Origin of the sequence: Siphonobacter sp. SORGH_AS_1065 (assembly GCF_030818595.1) — a bacterium.
In the GTDB taxonomy this organism is placed as follows: Bacteria; Bacteroidota; Bacteroidia; order Cytophagales; family Spirosomataceae; genus Siphonobacter.
This window is the reverse complement of the sequence record NZ_JAUTAM010000004.1, coordinates 2,300,262-2,324,769: the sequence shown is the minus strand read 5'-3', so window position 1 is coordinate 2,324,769 and position 24,508 is coordinate 2,300,262. Positions and strand designations below refer to the sequence as shown.

Annotated in this window: 12 protein-coding genes; 1 reads left to right on the top strand and 11 read right to left on the bottom strand. The window is 43.9% G+C overall.

The features are described from left to right. Positions 1-46: 46 nt before the first annotated feature. The 3 genes from QE390_RS10310 to QE390_RS10300 all read right to left on the bottom strand — a co-directional run bounded on the left by QE390_RS10310 (position 47) and on the right by QE390_RS10300 (position 3,029). Positions 47-925 (bottom strand): FKBP-type peptidyl-prolyl cis-trans isomerase, encoded by an 879-nt coding sequence (locus QE390_RS10310; protein ID WP_307142077.1) that lies wholly within the window; start codon positions 923-925, stop codon positions 47-49. A gap of 101 nt (positions 926-1,026) precedes the next feature. Further along, positions 1,027-1,899, bottom strand: a complete 873-nt coding sequence (locus tag QE390_RS10305) for an FKBP-type peptidyl-prolyl cis-trans isomerase (RefSeq protein ID WP_307142076.1) — start codon at positions 1,897-1,899, stop codon at positions 1,027-1,029. Between the two features lie 92 nt (positions 1,900-1,991). Continuing rightward, positions 1,992-3,029, bottom strand: coding sequence for a bifunctional oligoribonuclease/PAP phosphatase NrnA (locus QE390_RS10300; RefSeq protein ID WP_106635056.1), 1,038 nt, complete (start codon positions 3,027-3,029; stop codon positions 1,992-1,994). Positions 3,030-3,375: 346 nt separating this feature from the next. Between QE390_RS10300 and QE390_RS10295 the strand changes: the two genes are divergently transcribed. Further along, on the top strand, positions 3,376-3,795 hold the full coding sequence (locus QE390_RS10295) for a nucleoside-diphosphate kinase (protein ID WP_106635055.1): 420 nt from the start codon (positions 3,376-3,378) through the stop codon (positions 3,793-3,795). A gap of 475 nt (positions 3,796-4,270) precedes the next feature. Here the strand turns inward: QE390_RS10295 and QE390_RS10290 are convergent, their stop codons facing one another. The 8 genes from QE390_RS10290 to QE390_RS10255 form a co-directional block, all read right to left on the bottom strand. After that, positions 4,271-6,658 (bottom strand): hypothetical protein, encoded by a 2,388-nt coding sequence (locus QE390_RS10290; protein ID WP_307142075.1) that lies wholly within the window; start codon positions 6,656-6,658, stop codon positions 4,271-4,273. A gap of 331 nt (positions 6,659-6,989) precedes the next feature. Then, entirely contained in the window at positions 6,990-7,457 is a 468-nt protein-coding gene (locus tag QE390_RS10285) for a hypothetical protein (protein WP_307142074.1), read from the bottom strand. After that, complete coding sequence (locus QE390_RS10280; RefSeq protein ID WP_307142073.1) at positions 7,457-8,806, bottom strand: RHS repeat domain-containing protein; 1,350 nt, start codon at positions 8,804-8,806, stop codon at positions 7,457-7,459. The genes QE390_RS10285 and QE390_RS10280 overlap by 1 nt, the downstream gene beginning before the upstream one ends. Continuing rightward, positions 8,766-10,706 carry a DUF6443 domain-containing protein gene (locus QE390_RS10275; RefSeq protein WP_307142072.1) on the bottom strand — a complete coding sequence of 647 codons (1,941 nt, stop codon included), beginning with the start codon at positions 10,704-10,706 and terminating at the stop codon, positions 8,766-8,768. The genes QE390_RS10280 and QE390_RS10275 overlap by 41 nt, the downstream gene beginning before the upstream one ends. 1,110 nt (positions 10,707-11,816) lie before the next feature. Beyond that, complete coding sequence (locus QE390_RS10270) at positions 11,817-14,057, bottom strand: hypothetical protein (protein WP_307142071.1); 2,241 nt, start codon at positions 14,055-14,057, stop codon at positions 11,817-11,819. Positions 14,058-14,763: 706 nt separating this feature from the next. Continuing rightward, a complete protein-coding gene (locus tag QE390_RS10265) occupies positions 14,764-19,116 on the bottom strand; it encodes an RICIN domain-containing protein (RefSeq protein ID WP_307142070.1) in 4,353 nt (1,450 codons plus the stop codon). A 73-nt stretch (positions 19,117-19,189) separates the two neighbouring features. Further along, positions 19,190-21,967: a hypothetical protein gene (locus QE390_RS10260; RefSeq protein WP_307142069.1), complete on the bottom strand. Its 2,778-nt coding sequence runs from the start codon at positions 21,965-21,967 to the stop codon at positions 19,190-19,192. A 72-nt stretch (positions 21,968-22,039) separates the two neighbouring features. Further along, on the bottom strand, positions 22,040-24,424 hold the full coding sequence (locus QE390_RS10255) for an SdrD B-like domain-containing protein (protein ID WP_307142068.1): 2,385 nt from the start codon (positions 24,422-24,424) through the stop codon (positions 22,040-22,042). Positions 24,425-24,508 lie beyond the last annotated feature (84 nt).

The following is a 24,508-nucleotide window of genomic DNA, read 5'->3' as shown; positions in this document are numbered from 1 at the left end:
CCGACCTGCTCAGGTCGGGGGTTCCTTTTTTTAATCAATCATAATGCTAATTAGCGGATAATACCTCTAATTCGAATATTAATGGAACACTTGGGTAAATGATGTATTGACCATACCCATCTCTTCGGCCATTCACACCGTAACCCAAGGCAGAAGGGAAGATGATGATTGCTTTCTCTCCTACTTTCATTTTTTGTACCCCTTGGGTAAATCCACTTACCAAACTAGTTACTCCTACCGTAAAGGAAAAAGAATCGCTTTTATCAAACACAGCACCCGTTACAAGCTTTCCTACATATTTCACCACTACCGCTTTACCTGCGGCAATAGTGGAGCCTGTTCCCTCTTTTAATCGGATGTAATTCAGGTTATCAGTCGTTGATCCTGTCACCTGTAGCTTGTTTTCTGCAATGTAATCCTGAATCTGTTCGGATTCATTACGGGTTTTTATAAGCTTAAGATCAAACCGAACGGGAGCATAAGCCGGTAAAAGAACGTTACCCAGCGTATCTTTAATAGCATCCATCCCAAACGCAATGGAGTAAGGAGATAAAAGGACGCTAGACTCACCTTCCTTCATGTAAGACAAGCCCTCGTGGACAGCTAAGGGTCCAGTCGTGTAACCGAAATAGCCTTTGAAAATTTTGTTGGTAGTATCACCAACTACTTTGTTGTTCAATTGGGAAATTACACGTGTATAGGATACCAGTTCTGCTTCCTTAGGAGCCCTTGCGGTAGGAATTGTATTTTTTAACTGATAATATAAACCAGAAGGCGACTTTGTTGGAGCTAAATTGTTACTTGCGATATAAGCCTGAATTTGTTTATCATTTTCATCAAGCTTCTCAGAGGCCTCATTGTTAATTCCTTTGCAACCTGCTAATAAACTTGCTCCTGCCAATACGAAAGGGAGATAGAATTTCATTGCGACACAATTTTTGTTAGTAAACGATGAAAGACACCAAAGCGGTGTCTTTCGGTTGGAAGATTCCTGAAAAGTTTCGTCGAAAAATCGAAATTCAGTGACTAAACAGGTAATTTACCCTTTTTAATGTCAATTACTTGTACGTCGAATACAAGGATAGAGTTTGGAGGAATGGCTCCTGGAGAACCCTGCTCGCCGTACCCATGAGTTGAAGGGATCAGGATGGTAGCTTTTTCGCCTTTTTTCAGGTTTTGAACGGCCTCATCAAAACCGGGAATCATCTGACCCACACCCACGGGGAAGGTTAAGCCTTCTTTGTGATTTTCGTCAAATATTTTTCCGCTTAATAATTTACCCGCGTAGAACACTTTCACCGTATCACCTTTGGCAGGAGCCACGCCCGTTCCGGGAGTTGTTACGGCGTACTGCACTCCTGAAGGTAACTTCACCGCGTTTTTAAGGTTATTTTTTGCCAGGTAAGCAGCAATATCCGCTTCTTCTTTCTTCGGACGAGCCGCACGTTCGGCTTCGGCACGTTTCTGGAATGCTTCCTGGGTTTCGATTTTCAGCAGCTTTACCTGAAATTTAAAATCAGTTCCGGGTTTTGCAAATGGAGGTGGAGCCTGCATACTTGCTCCACGGAAGAGGGAGTCCACACTGATATAGAACGTAGCACTGTCACCAGCAGCGAGCATTTTCATGCCATCTTCAAAACTGCCTTTGTAGGGGCCTTTCTGAGCCAGCATTACCAAAGGCTGGCCTTCTTTTTGAGAATCGCGAAGGATAGAGTCACTAGCCGTTTTCACGACCATGTTGAACGTCATTACTTCGCCATCTTTCGCTACTTTACCTTTTTCATCGTGTTCGTGAAATTGGTATTTTACTCCATTTTCAGCGACGCTGACCTTAAATTGGTTACAGGACCACAGGGTGGTGGCAGCCAGAACCGGCAGCATCCAGAGTTTTTTTTGCATGAGAATTAATTCTATTTCAGAGTTTAAAAACAAAAGTACGGAATTGAAGACAATGGAGAAAAAAAGCCTCAACTCCGCCAGGGGTAGACTGGTTAGATTTCCCGATCTAACTGGTCTTTAATTTCAGGTAATAAGGAAACCAATCGGTTAACCGTTCCCTCCAGAGAATCCTGACTACGTCCGCCAGCGGCATTGCGGTGTCCCCCACCGTTGAAATGCTTCCGGGCAAATTCATTCACAAATACGTCGCCCACGGAGCGGAATGATAACTTAACCTCGCGATCCCGTTCAATGAGTAACACAGCCATTACCACGTTTTCAATCGAAAGGATATAGTTAACCACCCCTTCCGTATCGCCCGTTTGGGAATTGAAGCGTTTAAGCTCTTCGTTCGTCAGGGCAACGTAAGCAGCTTTGTATTCAGGTAATACGATTAATTTTTGCGATAATACGTACCCCAGAAACTGCATTCGGGTCAGGGAATTGTTATCGAAAATCAGCCGGTGAATGCGATTCGTGTTTACGCCTAACTCGATTAACTCCGCAGCCATCCGGTGAACGGCTGGGTTGGTGCTGGGGTGGCGAAACGATCCCGTATCCGTCATCAAACCGGCGTATAAGCATTCGCCAATACTTACGTCCAGCAGATCTTTTCCACCCAGTTCGCCAATGATCTGGTAAATCATCTGAGCCGTTGCCGCTGCGGTGGGTTCAGAAATAGCGATGATGGCAAAATCTTCGGGATGGTAGTGATGGTCTATCATTACCTTAGGAGCCGTAGCATTGCGAATAATGGCCTCCAGATCGTGCAAACGAGCCAGAGCATTGAAGTCCAGACAAAAAATTACGTCTGCCGCCGCTACGGTCTGAGCCGCCAGGGCCGCGTTTCGGTGACTAAACTCAATAACATCTTCATTACCCGACATCCAGGAAAGAAATCTTGGCGACTCTGACGGAGTGATTACCTTAACTGTGTGCCCTTTCTTTTTCAGATAACCAGCCCAGCCTAACGAAGAACCCAGTGCGTCGGCATCGGGATTATAATGAGTGGTGATAACTACCCGTTGTGGCGTGTCGACCAAAGTCTGTAAAGCCTGCAACGCATCCTGATTCATACTCAATTCGTTCATTTTTTAGTCGTAGTCTTTACTGAAACGGCCCATAGGCTTGTTTTCAGCTTGTAAAGATTACTGTTCGTGAATCCCCATACCGTTGGAAAGAAGCGATTTGATCCATCAATATTCTGTGAATCAATTCTTTATCAAACGCATTTTGCTAAGTCTTCCGTCTATTGGGCGGGCAAAGTTATTGAAAAACAGTTCAAAAACCTTTGCATTTCTGCGTAGGTTAGCCTTCTGGTAAAAATGTATCCCTAAATTGCGGCCATAATGGTAAAATTCAAGGCTTTTCAGGTCATGAATCTACCCTTCTTTTCATCACCACTTTAAATTGAATTCTTTAACCCTGTTCAATAGTATGGCACAGAACCGCACCTTTACGATGATTAAACCTGACGCCACAGCCGATGGTCACACCGGAGCAATCATCAAGCTAATTGAAGAAGCTGGATTTCGTATTGTTGCTTTGAAGAAAACACTGCTGACGAAAGAGCTGGCGGGCAAGTTCTATGCCGTGCATGCCGAGCGTCCTTTTTATAATGATTTGTGTGCGTATATGTCTTCTGGCCCTATCGTTCCGATCATTCTGGAAAAAGACAACGCCGTAGCTGACTTCCGTAAACTGATTGGAGCCACCAATCCTGCCAATGCAGAAGAAGGCACCATCCGGAAATTATTTGCAAAATCGATGGAAGCCAATGCGATCCATGGATCTGACTCAGATGAAAACGCTGAAATTGAGTCTAATTTCTTCTTTGCTCAGACCGAACAGTATTAAGTAATTTTCTCTTTTCTTAACGAGGCTTGAAGTTTTTTCAAGCCTCGTTTGTTTTTTATGGTATTTAGATATTGATAAGTTTAAAATGAAAGGGAGAGAATAGTTCTAGTTAGACGTAAACGCTCTAAGGATTTTTAACTACTAAAGTCTTTATAACAAATCCCGATAGGCAGACCACGCTCATTACTACAGCTTTGAGTCATCAACTGGGACTGCGAACTCCTGAATCAGACTGTAGACTTTGACTAAACTACCCACTTTGACCGACTCAAAGGTATCCAACTGACTATTGATATTCCTCATACGCCCGGCTACTCACCTGAGCTAACAAAAAACCACTCGCGATCGTTAAAAGGCTTATTAGTACAGGTACTTTCATAAGATGATTTACCTTGAATAGTTAGGTTAGGTAGACGAACGGATGACCCACGCTTTTTTCAATCTTTCCGATGGAAACAAGCCTCAACCCGAAGACTTATGGATTCGCTCCATAGTCTTCGGAGACTTCTTTCGTTTTTGGAATATAGCCTAATGGCACTTTGTAGGCTCTTGAGCTAAACCCGTAAACTTTGAATTCCCCCCCTGATAGTAACCCTGTTATATTTTCAATGTAAATACCCGGAGCTCGGTGGAGTGTTACTATATTTTTATCCGTAGGGTAGGTATGCGTTGTCTTAAACAATATAGTCCCGGCTGTATTTTTGGTTACAGTAGAGGTATTAAATCCACGAGCAAACTCGTAGCTTTCTGTAGGACCTGGTATCGGTTCCCGAATAGGTTCATCTGAGGGATCAAACAAGGTATATCCATAATAATCAGGGTAGCCATTTTCGTAACTTAAAAAAGTATAAGAAGTAACCCTATCACCTGTTCGTTCTTCTACATTAGAATATAGAATAGGTGTCACCGCCATGGAGTTAATCGGTTCTGACTTCCATATATTTAATTGATACCTTTCTGCATACGATTTACCTGGCCGCAGCGGATCTGGGCATAGAACGTCAAATAATACGGTATAATAATAAATAGGCCAATCTGCCACAGCTCCGCTAGATAGGTTATTAGCATCAAAACGATTATAGTTATACTCTTTTACTTTAGCTACAGTAGTGCCTCCTACGTAATCTGTAATTTTTTTAATTCTCAGACCGCCGACATTAGAAATCAAATCAGTTACTGTAGTAATAAGCGTAACTGTAGCCGTAAGTACATCCCCCATATTAAACGGAGCTAGCTGACAATGCTTATTCATAAAGTTTTCTGCTGTATAATTACCAGCGGAAAGTACATCGGAATTAGGTAAACCCTGACAACTTTGATACATACTAAGGTTGTTGCCATTTTTGTCTCGCAATGAGTACGTTATTTTACAGTTAGTTGTGACAGATAGACTAAAGTTATTACTACTGTTTACGTTTAGACTTTGACCATTATAAGTCCATTCAAAAACTTTATTTGTGTAAACAGTTCTAGTTCTTGGACTAACTGTAGCTTGTTTATAACTAGCGGTATTAAGCTCATATTCGAAACTTGATGACCCTCCCATTGGGTATTGCACCTTTTTGAGTGCTCCCATGAGAGTATGGATATAAGAGGGCTCTCGATTGGAAATAATGTCCCCGTAAGTAATCAAACTATTTTGTTCGGGACCATTGTAATATCCCCAGTAGTCAACAGCTCTGGTTGTCCCAAGCTTATTTAATGATTCATATGAGAATACATATGGATTTGCTCCACTTTCCTGAAAAGTTGTTAACAAATCCAGACCTTCAGAATCATAATTAAAACTAAAATTTTTGATAGGTATACTAGTGCCTATGTTAGAGGCAATTTGTATGGCATTGAGTTTCCGAAAGTAACTAGTACTTCCGTTGAACAATTTGCTTTGAAGAGTAGAATTAAAACTAATTTTTACAGTAGAACTTTCTATGGATGAAAGATATCGTTCCGCCGAATAATTAAACTGTATACCATCATAATCTAAAGTAGACGCAGTAGACGCACAGGAAGTGCTAGGAAGTGATGATATCTTCCTTTGCGTATAACTACACTGTATTCTTTTATAATCATCTGAAGGAGTGGTATAATTAAAACTTACGATATTCCCATTAGTACTTTTTATTTTGGAAATATGCCAGGAAGTAATAGACTTACTATTTTTGATATTATTCGTTCCTAGTGGAGATTCACTCCAACCATATTCAGCGTCATAGAAAATATATTGCGTCCCATCTTCAACCGTGAACGTCCATTTCGTTATGGATCGGCTAATGAGTGCGTAGGCAGCATCTAAAGGCTGTCCAGATATTTCATAGGTAATTTTAATCGGTTTGTCTGAACTCACATGCACTAACCCATCCGAACCAAAACTAAACTTACCACTGTACGAAGCAAAAGAAAAAGTGAAAAGGTCTGGTTCTGCATCCTTAACTCCTGCAGGTACTTCTTCTCGCAAGAAAAAATTAGTATCTTCATTGTTTTGATGCAATTCAACAATATTTTTAACCATACCATACGTGTAAAGGTAACCATTGTTCAGTGATTCATCGGGTAATCCTCTAACCATTCTTGTTACAACGCCTCCAGACAAAGCCCATCCTCTACCGACCCAGCTGGCTTCTTCAGAAGGACGATAGCCCGTATAGGAATACGATAGGTATAGGGGCCAGGTCAATCCTTTCTCCTGAATCGTATAAATGGGAATTTGCAAGCCCACCTGCCCAGTGCTTAAGTTAACGGGAATGTCTCCATACTTTGCAAAACTTGCCACGTTAGGGGACGGAGGAATTACCTCAGGCTTTTGAGAAAAAGAATTTAAGGCCTGAATCAATGAAAGGATGATCAAAAAGTATTTTAATCGCATAGTATTTACGTTTTACTAACTCTTGAATAGCACAAGTCTTTTTACGTTACTTGAATTGATAAGGCTTTAATAACTATGCCTATTTTACTAGACTCAAAAGCATTGAACTGTCCAATTGGCATTAATATCTTCATACACCCAACCACTTACCTGAGCTGACAAAGAACCGCTCGCGATCGTTAAAAGGCTTCTTAGTACAGGTGCTTTCATAAGATGATTTGCCTTGGATAGTTAGGTAGACGAATTGTTGAGTTACGCTTTTACAATCGTTCGTTCCAAGTGTTCGTCCTAAGGACGCCACTTGGAACGAACGATTGCTCGGGCTTTTTTGCTAAATTTTAAACTCGTTTATATTCCAAAATTCACCGTAAAAAATAAGATAAAGTATAAATAATGCAGTCGGAACGCTTGAAAGTATGAGTCGTATAATTTTATCTTTCGGAATGTTTGGAACTTGTTTTTTGCCCACTAAAACATTAAGAGAAAGATAAATGCTTATTAAAGTTAAAACAAAAGGGGTTAGAATAAGTATGCCCCAATTAAATACACCATCTTCAATAACTCCTAAAAATGTAGACATACCATAAGCTAAAAGCATTAAACAAGCGAGTAAACCTGCAATAACACCACTTCGAGAATTGTAAATTAGAATCGGAATAGCTACTATAAATAAAAGTATAGCTCCTAAAAGTGCCAATATAGGTATGTAACTAGCAAATCCTGCGGAAAATCCCAAATAAAAGGCAATTAGCCAAAAATTGAAAAATGCGGTCGAAAAATAACTAATATATATTTTCATTATTCTTGTCTTTGAGGTTGAGTATTTGAATATTTTTTATTCCAGTCTGAAATGCTGTAAGTTGTACCACCTGACTGAACACCTGTAAAGTTCCCTTTTTTATCGGTTGTAATTGTTATATTAAAACTCGTAATTGGATTTGTACGATTTTCTCCTGGTAGTTCAGTAAATGGTCCTGTATTTCGACCAACTCCCGCATCAATTTGCCCAACTCCTAAAAATAAGTTATTACCGCTTGGGTCTGTTACAAATGCTTCTGTACTTGGGAAATTGTCGCCTGTAAGTTTTCCACTAATAGACAATGTACCTGCTTTCTTATTTTCTGTAACTGAAAAATCTGAAAATACGTTTATGTCAGGTGTACCTGTTGGTGTTTTTGGATTAGCTGCTGCTGCACTTGTCGCAAATCCAAAAGTTTTAGAATTTCCTTTTTGGCTAATTGAGAAGTCTTTTGTAAATTCTACTGATGGGGTAGCAGTCTTTGCACCACTTGGGTCTGATGCCATGTATGTAGGGGAACTCCATGCTTTTGTAGAAATACTTGTTTTATCAGTATCAAAGTTAATTCTTTGGTGCATTCTTGCAGTAGCATCTGAACTTGTTGAATAACTACGACCATCGCCATGAAAACCAAAACCAAACTCTTTAAATGGTGCGAATGCCCGAATCGTAATTGGGTAAGGTATTCGTCCGTCTTTATCAATGAATTTTACTGGGTTATCAAAGCAAAAAGAGTAAGGAGACCAACTTGGCATTTTCTCACTCAAAGGATCAAAGCTTATCCATCGTCCAATAGCTGCATCATACTGCCGAGCTCCATAATCTAAAAAACCCGTTTTCGGCTGTAACTCCTTGCCATTGTAAAGATACTTATTTGAGCCGATGGTTTTCGGGATCGCTAGCCCAAAAGCAAAGTACTCCGTCTCCTGCACTTTGTTGCCATTCTCATCCAGCACCACCCGTACGTTGCCCAAATGGTCCTTGAGGTAGTACTCCACGGCGTAGTTATTACCCCCATTGCTTACCCTGATCTGCCCTTCCTCCGTAGCGATCCGCGTCAGAAAATTATTTTCATCGTATTCAAAAATACCTGCATACCGCGTGTGGTACACGCCCCCTCGGGTCATTCTTACTTTGGTTCCTGAAGCGTCGTAATCGTAGGTGAGCAAGCTGTCCAGCTGAATGGAGCCAATCAGATTCAACAGGTTATATTTGATCCCCTCAGCCGCAATGCCCCGGTTGGCATCCTGAATCAAGTTCCCTGCCGCATCATAACTATAGTCTGTGTTATTCACGGTAGTGCCATTGTCAAAGCCTTTTCGCTTTATCACTGCCCGTAGTAGCATCATAGATCTTGCTTAAACGGTTGCCAATATAAGTATACGTGAGATCATCCCACTGACTCCCTTCTCCCCAACGACTCAGGCCGTTAATATTACCATTGCGATCATACGAGGATATCGTCTCTCGATACGTATACGCCTTGATGGAACCAATGTCCCCTACCCCTACCGCCGTTTTCAGCCGATTAGCTCCATCATACGTATAGCTGAAACCCGTCCAGTCATTGGCATTCTTCTTCCAGAGCAACTGGGCAATGTTCCCGTTTTTCTGAGCCGTAGCGTCCGAACTCACCTGATCATAACGCAGATCAATGCCAAAGTTGTCCCCCCCACTGCTTTTACCCAGGATCGTACTTAAAAACGTTCGGGGCGTATATTTGTAGTCTAACTGCTCGCGAAACTGCGTCGCATTCACCGAGTGTAAAAACGTTTGCTGAAGCTGACCGATGCCATCGTAGCGGTGGGCCGCCAGCGTTACGTCTTTTTGCAGAACATCTCCTTTTTTCACCACGTAACGCGTCGACAGCAGCCGGTCCGCCTGATCGTAGCTGTAGAACTTCTCTACGCTGTGCTTACCCGAGGGAGGATTCTGCTTTACTAACTCAGCCAGCACGTGCCCGTCAAAGCGAAGCTGACGGGCATGCACCTCTTTGGCATTCCCCGAAAAATCGTACAAATCGCGAATAGTCTCGATGAGCTGTTGACGATCGTTGTAGTAGTGCGTAGTAAAATACCATTTGCTACTGGGCTGATTGGATTCCGCCTGTAGAATACGCGTAGCCGTCACCGTCACTAGTCCCTGCGTAGCTGTCGTCGCACTACTGCCCGCATAGGACTCGAAACCAGGCTGGCTATATTGTTCTAAACTTGTCGAAGTAGGATAACTGTCATAACGCGTGCGAGTCAGGGGAACCTGAGTACCGCCAATCACCTCCCCCGTTTCCAGGGGACGATTAAGCCCGTCATAGAGGTAATACGTCGTACGACCCCGGGCATCCGTGCTCGTAGCCAGCAGATCCCGCTCATTGTAAGTAAGGCTGGTTTCCCCACCCCCCGGAATCAGTTTCCGACTCAGCAACCCCTTCTTGTTATACGTATAACGGAAGGCAAATAAGTTGACATCCTGCGTAACCTGATACTGGGGTTGCAACACGAAGCTCAACTGACCTAAGCTATTGTACACGTAATAGGTATCTAACGTTTCATTGGCGTATACCCGTTTCAGGATCACCCGTCCAGCTTTATCCTTGTATTCTCTCGCCTTGTTTCCATCCTCATCCGTCGTCTCCGTGTAAGAAAGAGCACTGGCCGCATAGGTTCCATTTTGCCCTAAGCTAGGAGGCGTATCCTCACTACTGCTCAGGCTAACCGTATAGAAATTAACTTCACTAGCCGCATTCGTTTGATAGCTAATGTTTACGGCAGTACTGCTGCCTCCCGCATACTGCTTGAGCGGACGATTCAGCGACGAGGCTTCATATTCCGTTTGCTTAAAGCCTCGAGTATTAGGGTAATTGAAGTTCGAGGAGTTATAAAAGGCATTGGCTGCATCGGCTGCTCCACTTTGATAGCTGCCATTCCCATACGCTGGATAAGGCAGGTAGGATTTACTAACCCGGCCCAGGGCATCGTATTCGATATGCGAAATAATATCCTGGGGAGCCGAACTGCCCATGAGGGGACTGGCCTGAATGGAAATGCTTTGCAGGGGTCTGCCTAAGCCGTCCAGGTATTGCACTTGTTGACTCGCCTCTTTCACGTTCGTAGCCAGAGACGTTTGGCGAGTTTTATAAGTACGGGATAAAATGAAGTTCTGATCCGTGCTCTGAGCTCCTAGGTGAAGAGTAAAAAACAGGGAAAATAAACTAACGTATAAAACTATACGACAATAGGATTTCGCATCCATAATGATGGACAGGTAGGTGGTCAGGCAATGGGCAATAACTGATCAGATATACCTCAAGTAAAGCAAAGCATACCCTGGCAAACTAGCATACACTAGCTTGCTTATAAAAAGAGAAAGTTCCGATTGAAAGATCAGTGGATACCGAAACAATGGAAGGGTAAAAGGTACAGAAGTTTCATAAGCGTTAGGCGGTGGAATCATTAGATTTTAATGCAATTCTAATTTGTTTTTTCTGAACAACCAATTAAAATTTATTTTTTTAAAAAAGCTTGAGAAAGCAACTTAGCAAAGACACTTTTCATTGGATCTAGCCATCAAATTCTGGACCTAATAAGAACTGAAATTCAATCAGTTAACCAAGTAAAAAAATAGAATTAACAAATGATTACACTGTCTTAGTATAGCATGTATGATTAATAGATAGACTTAAAATAAAGCTTTTGAAATAAATTTATAAAATAGTGTCAGGTAAAAAAATATGGCTAGATAGGCTTTAAACTAGACAATCCAAGTAACTAATTCAGCTGGTATTTATTACATACAGCGGCCTATTCTTGGATTAGATCTCACTCAAACTTCAACTGATTGGCCGCCTAACTTTGATGCTAGCTTTACACCATAGATATGACTTATTGTACATTTTAGAAAAAAGACAGGCATTAAAGGTTATCTAAAAATGGTATTTAAAACGAGGATTTGCGAAAAAGCATTTGTAATGCTTAGGATCACAGAAGATTTCCTTAGACATTTACGACTGTGTTGTAAGTTTCGGATAAACAGAAATTAGAACTAAGGACTGACTCTATAATCTTCGGCTTTAAGCTTATCGCCTAATGGAATGTTCTTTACTTGATCACTACTGTTTTTTATCTTTCACCAAATATTATTTATTTCGGGTAATACATAGCATAGAATGCTTCATTTAATAGTCACAAGGATGATTGTCTGTCTACAACTGACGACAGTTAAAAACTACTTTTATCCTCAAGCTTAACACTTGGAACTACTTAGTTTCGTATACTCCAGCAAGTAATTAATACTTTACTGATATACAGTAATCTGTTCGTTAATTGGCAAAAATGAATAGGCAAGGAATTTATAAGCCGTTGCCTATTCTACACTTACAACTGTAACACCTGGACATACATTGAAATAGAGGGCACGCAATGCTCGGACCTCAGTATCTGTGCCTATTTGTTGATAATTAATGATTTTAGAACGCAGTAGTTTATCGGTAGAATTATAGTTTTGCTCTGATAAAAGCTTACCTCTATTCATTTCACGGTTCGTGTAAGGTTGATAAATTATTCGACTCGGTTGAAGGCTATTATCTGCCGCCAAATCTCGATATGCAGCATTATCTAGATTAGAATAAGTGTATTTGGTATAGCTGCCATCACTCAGTTTTTCAATGATCTCTGAATATCCTATGTGGCTACCTTGACTATTGGAATTACCTGGAAGTACCGATTGTGAAGAAAAAATTGCTTTACTATAGGTTACCTTATCATCACTAAATGACTTAACTCGGTAATCGTCAAAGTAATACTTGATTTGTCCTCCAAGAATACCACTTGAACGAAAACTAGTAAAGCTTCCTCCAGTATAATCTTTAACATAATAGTATTCTTTTTCTACTTTTTCTTGAAGCCGAAGGGAGTCATAACTAGAAATCTTTCGAATCCGGAGTCCACCAGCAATTTTATCCTGTTCATACATCACAGGAGCATTTTCACGGTTATCAGCGGCCTGTTGACTGTATTGATTAGGCTCGAACAAAAAATCAGTTATCCCTCCCGTCGGATATTTGATTTTGTTGAGGGTGCCTGCTAACAGATAACCCGCTTTTGATTCTCGATAATTATAATATGCATTTAAATCATTAGTATATGCATATATCCCATTGTAGAATCCCCAATGGTCGTTTGTATTTGCCAAGTAGTCTGGCAGAGGTACAGATGTATTGTAGGAGAATACATAAGGATGCTTTAATGGATTACTGCTCCCTCCTTGCTCTGTAAGTGATAACAGGGTTAGTCGCTGGTTTATATTTTTACTATAATCAAAATTGAAAGCTTTTTGTAGTACTTTATTTTCTTCAATTCTCACTTGGTCTAACTTTTTCCATTGAAGTTTGTTTAGACAAGCTGGATAAGTACTCCAGCTATTGTCTTCTAAAAAAGGAAGAAAACTTGGGTAATCAGGATTTGAGTAATATTTACTGTATTGCCAATCAAAAACTGACTGTGCGTAACGTAGCTCTGTAGTATTCGTTCGTACGAACTTTACTTTTACATTAGTTGTACTAACCTCTGAAAGGTAGACAGGTGAAGTCAACTGGCCTGAATATGACCCGCCAACATCCGTTGTACCTGAAGACTGACAATCGGCATAAGGAGGACCCAAAATTCCTGAAGGGCTAACAACTTTAGTGGTAATATCCTTATAGACAGAAATGTACATCTGTGCAATGAAAGAATCCCTTTCATAAGTAAAATCTATTTTTTCTCCATTAGGATGTTGAATTGTTGTTAGATACCAACTTGTTGCTATCCATTCATCTATGTTTTGTTTAAAAAATCCGATACTATATTCGATAGCGTTTGTAGTCGAGCCGTTAGAGCCGAATGTATACTTTATGCCGTTTTCATCGGTTATAATAAAACCGGCAAAAGTTTTAGTATAACTACCAAATTTCATATATGTAGATTCATAGGGTGGCACAAAAGGCGGTTCTAATAAACTGGTGGTAGTTACTTCCACGGAGATGGGGCTATCACAACTTACCTTCCATTTCCCTGTATGCGTACGATAGAATTTACCACTTACGCCACTTGGAAGGCTAAAATTAAACTCGTCTGGCTCTGTATCCTTTAGCCAGAGATTTATGTCTCTAGCAATCGTTTGTAGATAAGATGTTTGGTTCCAGTCACTCCTGTTTAGAATAGAAGAGTTATAATAGTAACCTACTTTTTCACTTCGGTAAAAATTGGGGTTATCATACTCATCCGTTAAATCGTTCACCTGACGCGTAATGACTCCCCCTGCCTGAAGGCTCCAGCCTAAACCAACCCAACCTGGGTGCTGATCTGGACGAAAACCAGAGGCATGATAGCTGAGACTAATTGGAACTTGAAGATTTTTTTCTTGTAATTCATAAAGAGGAATTGTAATGTGTGGAACACCAGTAAAATAGCTTACAGGGTAGTTTCCGTACTGGCCAATAGAAGCCACATTAGGACTAGGTAAGGTTTTAGGCGGTCTTGAGATGTTATTTTGACTCCAAATATTACAAATTGGAATGTGCAACCAGAGTATTAACCCTGTTATAAATAATTTAATTCTCATCATGTCCCAAAAAAAAGAAAATTGAAAAAACTACTTTAAAAAATCGTTTTAATAATTACAATCAATGTTCTATAAGAATTTATAGTTATCTATTTTTAAGCTTATAGACAAGTGAAATATTCTTTCCTTAATCATTATTACTTTTTATATTTTACTAGGTATTGTTCCGGATGTGCCCCTCATAGTTTGCTTCACTTAATAATCGCAACAATGAATGCCTATTAGTCTATGGCTAAAAGCAGTTATAAATTACCTTTATCTTTAAGCTCGCTCAGCGAGCTTAACACTTGGAACAGTTTGGGGTGATAGAATGAAGGTAAATGTAATTAGCTTATTAGGTAGAAAGTCTGCTGGGATATCATTGAGTGAGTAAATCCATTACGAAACTTCATGTATATGCTATCCTATTTCACAGAGGAAAGCCAGAAGATCATCCACTTGGGGAGATGATTTGATAACTGGATGGAGACGTTTAAACTTTATGATATTTTACAAACATTTGTAAAATATCATAAAGTTTATCTGAATTTAGGTAGCCTTATCTAGTTTTATAAGTTAAGTTAAAAGCCAAGTCCTAAAATTAGACGGGGTGAAATGAATCAAGTTTTTATTCACATTACCTCGATGGGTTGAACTAGAAAACCCATCGAGGTAATTTAACCCTAACCACTTTTAGATAATCTTAATGTATAAAGTTTGTTTGGGATTATTAGTTTGCAGGACATGTAGCAGGCACGAAGACCCATCGCTGGTTGCCATTGCCCGCATACCCCTGCTGTGCGGCATTGCCTCCGTCAGACACACTGAAGCCTCCGATCTCTACGCACTTGTTGCTGGCATGCGAAGGCGTCACCCGGAACCCACCGTACTCGTCATTGACATAGCTGATGCCAAACTGCTGGTTGCTGCCCCCTCCATAGCTGTACAGCTTCAGGATCGCTCCGTCACTTTGACTGGCTCCGTCAATATCCCAGCCATACCCCGAGCTAGTCGAGATGATCTTCATCAATCCCGATCCCACCGACTCCACCTTCCAGAGCTGATTGTTCTGACCGTTACTTGTATACTGTTGCAACTGCGTATTCAAACCCCGATCCTGTAGGTACTTCTCTGACTGAAAGCCCTGGATCCGGTAACACCCCGCGGCAATGCTCGTGGTCACCTGAATACTTACCGTAGCCGAAGCACTACTCGTACACCCATTTGCCGAACACGTCGCCGTGTATTGCATACTCGCGGCGGGACGTACCACAAGGCTACTCCCCGTTTGCCCATTGCTCCAGGTCACCGTGCCCGAACAGCCACTGGCCGACAAGGTTACTTTCTGACCCGAAGTGATGCTCGTCGCACTTGCACTCACACTCGGGGCACCCGTTGCACAGCCTCCACTGCCCTGGCAGACCCCAATCACTTTGGGACTACCCGATAGTTCCGTTTGCGTACCCGCAAACTTCAGCGATACGCTTAGCTGGGTGCCATTCTTCACCGAAGCAGGAATACTGTAGCTAAAGCCGTACATATTGTAGGAACCCGTTCCATAGTAACTGGCGACATCGGCACGGGACACGTTGGTTGGAATGGTAGCCGTCTTGGTGCCATTGATGTACACATCCAGACTTACTGAGCTTTGCGTATTACCACCGTCGAAGGCCCAGCCCCAGATACTCGTACAATCGCCCCCATCTACTTGACTACGAGGTTGGCTCACCTGGCCTCCGCAGCTCACCGTCAAGGTCACCTGCTTCTGCTGGGAAGTACATCCACTCTTACTCGCCGTTACCGTGTAGGTGTAGCTGCCTGCTGTGCCAGGGGCCGTCAGACTCACTGAACTACCCGAGCCCGTAAAGTTATTGGGGCCACTCCAGCTATAGCTCACCCCCGAACAATCATTGCCCGAGCAGCTTGCCGATAAGCTCACCGTTCCCCCACAACCAGCCGAAGCCGTTGAAGGCGTACTCACTGTAAAGGCACAACTGCTCGAACTGCTGCTACTAAATGTGAATGTATCAAAGCCATCCCGGCTTCCGTCTGCATACTGGTTATCGCGGACATACAAGCGATACACCGTTCCAGCCGTCAAGTTTAGGGATGATAGATCCACATCAAACTCCCCAGTTGAGCTCGTGGTATAATCGCCGCCCTTGTAGCCATTTTGCAGATCAGAGGCTACATACACGTACCACAGGTAACCCCGATTACCCGAGTAAGGATTGGTAACTTTCACATGTTTCTTCGTACCTGGCTGACCTGAGATGGCACTCAACACAACCTGTAAAGTAGTGGAAGCAGGAGTATTCACCGTAACGGTCACCCCACTCGAAGCCGGGCTGCTACAACTGCCCACCGTACAGGTCGCTGTATACGTAGTCGTTGCCGTAGGACTCACCTGAATGCTACTCCCACTTTGTCCACTGCTCCAGCTCACCGTCCCCGAACAATTACTCGCCGTCAACGTGGACGACTGCCCTGAGTTGATGCTCGTCGCACTCGCACTCACACTTGGGGCACCCGGAGTACTACAGCCCCCAGGACAGCTTTCACTCGGCTGCTTGAAACAGACCGGAATCTGATCCGAAGTCAAAGGTGTCACCCCCGAAGCCCAGCCATTGTTATTGCGAAGCATGTATAACCAGTCCAGGGCTCGAGTTTCTCCCCCCGGTTCAAAGGCAATGTATTTGCAGTTACCCACCACTTTCACATACAGGGCCTGACCAGCATTGACCCCATTGGCATGACCCAAGAGCTGATTGTTTGTGTAGTTACACGTTCCCGTTCCTCCGCAGCTCACCGTCAAGGTCACCTGCTTCTGCTGGGAAGTACATCCACTCTTACTCGCCGTTACCGTGTAGGTGTAGCTGCCCGCTGTGCCAGGGGCCGTCAGACTCACTGAGCTACCCGAGCCCGTAAAGTTATTAGGTCCACTCCAGCTATAGCTCACCCCCGAGCAATCATTGCCCGAGCAGCTTGCCGATAAGCTCACCGTTCCCCCACAACCAGCCGAAACCGTTGAAGGCGTACTCACTGTAAAATTACAGTTACTGGCACTGCTCCCAATAGTGAAGGTGTTATAGCCATGCCGAGAGTTGCCCGAATCTCCCGTATCTCCTACGTACAAACGATACACCGTTCCCGAAACCAGATTATACGAAGCCAGATCCACATCAAACACGCCCGTACTGCTAGAAATGTCCGTGCCGTAACCGATGTACTGCATATCCGAATCACGGTAGATGTACCACAGATACGTCCGATTGCCCGAGTAAGGATTCGATATCGTTACCCGCTTCTTGGTACTAGCCTGACCCGTAATGCCACTAATCGCTACCTGTAACCGATTGCCCACCGTAACGGTCACCCCACTCGAAGCCGGGCTGCTACAACTGCCCACCGTACAGGTCGCTGTATACGTAGTCGTTGCCGTAGGACTCACCTGAATGCTACTCCCACTTTGTCCACTGCTCCAGCTCACCGTCCCCGAACAATTACTCGCCGTCAACGTGGACGACTGCCCTGAGTTGATGCTCGTCGCACTCGCACTCACACTTGGGGCACCCGGCGTACTACAACCCCCAGAACAGCTTTCACCCGGCTGCTTGAAACAGACCGGAATCTGATCCGAAGTCAAAGGCGTCACCCCCGAAGCCCAACCTCCGTTATTGACTAATACATACAACCAGTCCAGAGCACGAGTTTCTCCCCCCGGCTCAAAAGCAATGTACTTGCAGTTACCTACTACCTTGACGTAAATATTTTTTCCTGATGTCGAACCCAAGAGCTGATTATTCGTGTAGTTACACGTTCCCGTTCCTCCGCAACTCACCGTCAAGGTCACCTGTTTCTGCTGGGAAGTACACCCACTCTTACTCGCCGTTACTGTGTAGGTGTAACTACCCGCTGTGCCAGGGGCCGTCAGACTCACCGAGCTACTCGAGCCCGTGAAGCCATTAGGCCCACTCCAACTGTAGCCCATCCCCGAGCAATCATTGCCCGAACAGCTAGCCGACAAGCTCACCGTTCCCCCACAACTGGCCGAAACCGCCGAAGACGTACTTATGGTAAAATTGCAGTTTGTAGAGGTTCCACCCGTTAAGCTTGGTGTAGCAGGAACCGTGACTCCGGGAGAAGTGCTAACCGAAGTAGCGTTATCTAACCCTTGCCCCTGGTAGTGATACCCAAAGCTTTGAATGAGGCTTCCAGATGGGTCATTTTCCCGAATTTCAGCCAGTCGACTCAGTCCATCATACTGATAAGCGGTAACCTTACCCATCACATCAGTCATAGAAGCCATACCCACCCCTACTCGATAGGTATATCCCTTCAAAAGAGCAGGAATGCTTTGAAGAGCATTCTGAATGCTGGTAAACTTAGCCTGAAGCTGTGCATCACTGGTCAGAGCCGAGAGATCCGATCGGGAGGTACCCGCTGCACTCAGAGCCGCATCCACTTCTGTCTTATTCGCATTCTGAATTTCGGCGATGGGATACTGTCCATTATAGCCCCACAGGTATGAGGTCTTCTGATTGCCCTTGGAAAGCAGACTCAGCAGATTTCCCTTTTCATCGTAATCGGTATATTCTATTTCTACCTGATACGTGGTAGAAGTGCCAAGGGTAGTAAAATCCGGCGAGTTGCCAGGATAGTTGGTAAACAAGCCTTCTGACAGAGGAGAATTAATTAAGAGGGAGTAAACTTTATAAGGCAGCGGCACTTGTTTGCCGCCCACAGACCAAAGTTTATAGGTAATGATCTGAGTACTGATGACGTCTCGGGAGGAGCCCATCTCACGAATGACCTTTTTCTGAATGACGGGGGTAATGATGTTTTGTTGAACGAGTGCTGCTAAGGCGGCGTAAGGACCGTTGGTATAATCCGGAGGATACGTGTACTGGGTTTCCAGAACCGAGCCATCACTTTGGGGCGTACGTTCCTTCGTCACTTGCAGGTGAGTGGAGGAATACTGGTAATCGGTGGTGGTGGTCAGTTGAGCCCAGCCCTGCTGGCACAGGAGCAGCACAAGCAGCAACCACCAGACACTGCGAAGGTGACGTAAAGATTCTTTCACGAAGGATTTTATTTTAGGATAGGTATTACAAAGGCAAAGCCCAAGTTCAATAGGCCTTACCTTATGGTCAAAATTAATTTGGAAAATACGTCGTTTGGTTTTGATTTTGCAAGCGATGCCAGATTACATGCGTTTGATAGGCCTTTGCTGAAAGTACAGGTGTCTTGCATCCATCACCCGTTGAATAGCAGGGCATCTGTTCGTATTTGATGAAAGAAATTACTTTTTCTGAAACCTTGCTAGAAGATGAAATCGTTTGACTCACCAGGCGATAAATTCCATTTTTATAATCAAAATGTTTTTCGTCTTTAATAAAGCCATTATTTAAATTGAGATAATCGGAAGGAAAATCTGTTATGAAAGGAAGGGATTGAAGATTATCGGGGGTGTTCTCAAATTGGTAAATGGTTTTGCCAAATTCACCGGCAGCCCCTATTTTTACTTCAACCTGATCATACCCTACGTAATACCCTTGTGCTGAATTACTTAATGGTAGCGTAGGCGTAGAGCGGAATACGTATCCATTAACTTGAATACCAACAATAGTATTATTACCTCTCACATTTGTTATAGTAACGCGAGGTGTGTTAGAAGTAAGTTCATAACCGTATCTTCTTTCAGAGTTCATGATCTGTCCACTAGAATATGTATTCTGTTCAATAGTACGATTATGGTACAAATATTGGCGGGTAGTAGTTTTGATTCCATCAAAATCCAATTGCCGTTTTAATCGGATACCACCGCCAGTTGCTGTTGCATATTTCATTCCCGCCGGATATTGATCCCGGATCATAATTAATTCCGCTTTAATCGTTAACGGAAAGACCGCATTGCGTAATGCTTGCTTACTAATACGAAAAATGTATTCCCCTGCGGGCAAATCATTAATGAAGGTAGGTTGAATTTTTATAGAGTTTTCTAACCAACATGTAGGTTGGTCAGAAGTAGATATACCGTCATTGTTAGGACATTTTCCCTGAAAATATGATCGGAGGTCATCAATGATTTTATAGCCTTCAACAATCTGCAAATCACTTTTACGTAAAACCTGCAAATAGGGCTGATTTATATTAACTTCATCCATATAAACCCCATATAAAATATTGCGAAGCAGATCATTCGCCTCTAGACTTCTTGTAAAACTCACTCGGCCTGCTTGAGTAAGGGTAAAAGGGAAGTCCATATTATCAGGGGAGTTAGCCTCAAGAAGAATAGACTGATTGATTAGCTTTTCTGCAATCACGTGGTTTTCTGCTTGTCCTCGGGGTGTCGTTAAGTCTACAAAATATGTATTGGGCTCGTATTCAAAGCTTGTATATCCACCTGTAGGATAATTAATTTTATTTAACATGCCACTCGCAGCATACGTACCATCAGTTTCACGGTTCGCTCCAAAATAGACTTCTACCTTATCAGTAGCATAGTTCATATAAGCAAGCGTAGGAATTAACGTTGTATTATTTTTGCCGTTCCATAGCCCCCAATGGTCTTTATCAAAGCTCATTTTAGACGGTAAACCTTTGGATTCATCATACTGAAAAGTATAGACCTTTTGCTGATTTTCAATCGTTTTCGTCAACTTTAGCCGTTCCGCATTAAAATATCCATACTCTAAATCAAAAGAATGGATTAGCATACCTGGGTTTGTATATACCTCAACAGTTTTAAGCCGCTTTGGAGTACTAATAGTGATACCCGGAATAGTCGCTGCTACCATATCTTCCCGGTTTTCAGTGCGGAATCGAATCTCTGTAGAACCGTAAATTATTTTACTTAGTAAACGGTCGTTTACGGTTCGCTCAAGAGCCACTACTTGTGTGCCATAAGGAGCTGTACCTGTAATAGTCTCAAAAAAAGATTTATCAAGCCCAGAGTTAGGCGGATTCGTTACAATGCTTCCCACAAAACCAAGTTTCTGAGTGATATTAACGGTAGATTTTGTGGCGTAATTAGTCGGATCGTATTGCAATTCAATCACTGCTCCAATGGGAGACTCAATACGATCCAAATACCAGGCTGAAATGTATTCGTCCCCATTAAAACGAACTTTTTCTGGGTTGTTCAGATTGCTAAGATAAGAAAAGCTAATATCACCAGTTACATTATTCATTGCACCAAGTAGGTTGGATGACACACCTGAACGCGTATATGTATATTCACGAGTCTTAAAAAAGTACTTGACTCCATTTTCATCCGTAATCTGCCACTGCCTTGCCTGCTTATTGTATATAACTTTCGTTTGAGAAGGAGAAAGAAGAGTTACTTCGTAAGTACTTTTTCCAGTTTGACTTATATTCAAAACAAACTTTCCTGACAGACCTCCTACGTTAAAATAATATAAATCTGATTCTAAATCTTGACTTAAATACGAAGGAGCATCAGGATTAGATGGATTGAAGCTGCTCACATCAGGCATACTTTGTAGTTCCGGATACCCCATTATATGAGTGGGATTGTCCCCTCCATCACCGTTGCCATCGTTGAAATCATCTCCCCCCCGAATAGTACGCGTGATAACTCCTCCAGCGTTTAATGTCCACCCTAAGCCTACCCAACTGGCTTCTTGCTCTACCTGAATTCCCGATCCCTGGTAATTCAAAGAAATAGGAAGTGTTAAATCTCGGTGAGTGATTGTATAGATAGGAATCGTTACATTAGGTGTACCTGTATAAGTACCTACAGGAATGTTTCCGTAACTTCCTAAAGAAGCGGCATTGGGTGAAGGGGGAAGTACTCCTTTCCAAGCTAAAGGCCCTTGAGGACTACTGGATGTCTGTTGGGCTATACTATGTTGGAAAAAAAGCATCACACCAAAGAGTACGCGAAACGCGAAGAATTGATAAAATTTCATATAATAATGAGTAATACAAGCATTTGACGATAAATCGATTATCTCAATTCATTCGATTTTTAAATTTTATCATTAGTCTTTTACTAATTTAAAAGGAGCATGATGCTGACCCGTTTCTACGAGTTGCAACACGTACATTCCCGGAGGTAACTCCCCTAGACTCAGCGTTTGGCGGTACTGCCCCTGACGGGCCGTTAACGTTCGCTCCACTACCGTATGACCACTCAGCGTCGTTACTTTCAACTGGGCCGTCTGAGCTTGGGCCGGAGCTTCTACCTGCACATAACGTGCTACCGGATTAGGATATACCTTCAACGCTCCTTCGCCCTTGGCTAGGATCTCCTGGGGTTTACCCTGTACTACAAATCCGGCATCGAGCTGATGTAAACTCTCGCCGCCAGCCTGGGTGGTCAGGGCGATGAACGCTTTTCCTTCCATCAGCTGGGCATCGTTATCCAGCTCTGCATCGGCTCCCGCTTTTGTTTTCGTGAGCGTCAGGTCTTTGGAAAGTGGAAAGCGAATTTCATAACCCGTATGAGCCTTGATACCACCCGCTACGTTCAACGCAGAAAAAGCGTAACGTCCTTCCTCATCCGACAAGGTCTGGGCTACTTTTTTATCCTCTTGCCAAAGTTCAACCGCTTGCCCTGTTAGGGCCTCTTCCTCGGGGTCCTGAATCCCGTCTTCATTGGTATCGATCCAGAGGCGATCTCCCAGGGTGAGATCGGCCTGCGGACGCACCAGAGCCAGGCCTCCCACCCCATTGGACTTGGAGAAGCTGCCCGCCTGACCATTCGTAAACAGGTTCCAGCCCTTCGTGCTACTACCTTCCAGGGCCGAGAACGCTTTGATGCCGCCCGTGTTGTATTCGTTCGTAGGCTCATGAACGGTCATCAAAAGCTCCTGACTCAGGGGTAGATACACCAGCCCTCCCGAGCCCGTTTCTTCATGAATAACCCGGGGCTTCGCTTCCACCGACTCAAAGTGGTCGCTAAAGTAAAACTCCCCGCCCTGAGGCCCCTGGGCGTTGTTCAGCCCCTGACTTTTGAGCATTCCCGCCTGAGCGTTGGCCTCCAGCGTATAGTGCAGATTCTGTTTTTGAGGCGTTCGGGGATACACTCGCAGTACGTCTCCGGCTGCAATCCCCGTGTAGCTGGACTGGGCCAGCGGATCGGGCTGTCCCGTACCCGACTGATGCCCGAAGCGGTCCATAAAGCCCAGAATTAAGGCTCCCTCCCGGTCAAAAGCCAGCGACGAAAGCATAGGCTGGGGTCGAACCGCCAGGGAAGGGTACTCAGGATGCAGAGCCTTGGTAAAGTCATCGCTCCAGGGCAACCAGGTGGAAAGACTCAGCCCGTCCACCACTTTACCCCGGATGTAATCCAATGGAATCGTTACTACCGTTGTGAATACTCCCGTAGCAGGGTCAAGCTCTAACACGCTCGCCGAGAGATCTTTTACCTGCTGAGAAATCGAAGCATCATAGACCAGACCAACGTAGATTTTGCCCTGATGGGCTTTGACGGCAAAGGGCCGCATCTCTCCGGTCTGATTCGGTAGCTGAGGTAACACATAGGCTTTGAGGTCTTTGCTGGTGGGACGAGCCGCCGTATCGGCGGGCAGGCTCAGACCATAGAGCGTGCGATTGGATAGGTTCATGACATAGAGCTTCCCCTCTAGCAGATCCATACCGCCCAAACTGACTTTACCGACCTGATCCATGAAGTGAGGATCGGTACTTTTGCCCCACAAATCCGCCGAGAGCTGTTCGTGGCGATCGATTCCGGTAGGAATGCCCAGAGACTTGAGATCCAGATAGGGAGTAGTCTGTTTGGTTTTCCAGTCCGTGCGGTAGAGGCCGCCGGGCCCCAGAGGACCGTAAGCCACGTGGCGTTTGGCTAAAGCCGCCGAGTAAAGTAGGTGGTTAGCGGCATCGAAGGTAACCCCCCAGAGAGCCCCGACCTGTTTCGGACTAGCGAGCGAATACACGCTGTCCTTGCTGGCAACTAACACGGTTAAAGCCGAAAGGGTATCCTTTCCTAGGCCCTGATGATAAACCGGAGAGATGAGCTCAGGTGTGCCGCTTTGCAAATGACTGGGGTCAAAGCAGCCGTAGTTGAGTTGAGTTCGGGGGCTTTTGACAAAACGAACGGCGGGAGTCGGTCCACTGCTCTGAAGGCCCGATCCAGCAGAGCCAAAGACGAGGCGAACGGCAAGGCCCGATGGAATCGAAAGCTCGTAGTAGCCTTTCTCATCACTACGGGTTTGAGTCAGGAGCTGGGGCTGACCGAGCTCCTGGCTCAGGCTGTAGGCTTTGATGAGCAGGCCTGCTTTACCTGACTCGAAGGAATCGAGCTTGCCGTTGGCATTAATGTCTTCGTAGACCCTACCACTCACCTGAGCAGATAAGGAACCGCTCGCGATCGTTAAAAGGCTTATTAATACAGGTATTTTCATGGTATGATTTACCTTGGATGGTTAGGTAGACGAATGGATGAGTCACGCTTATTCCAATCTTTTCGATGCAAACAAGCCTCAACC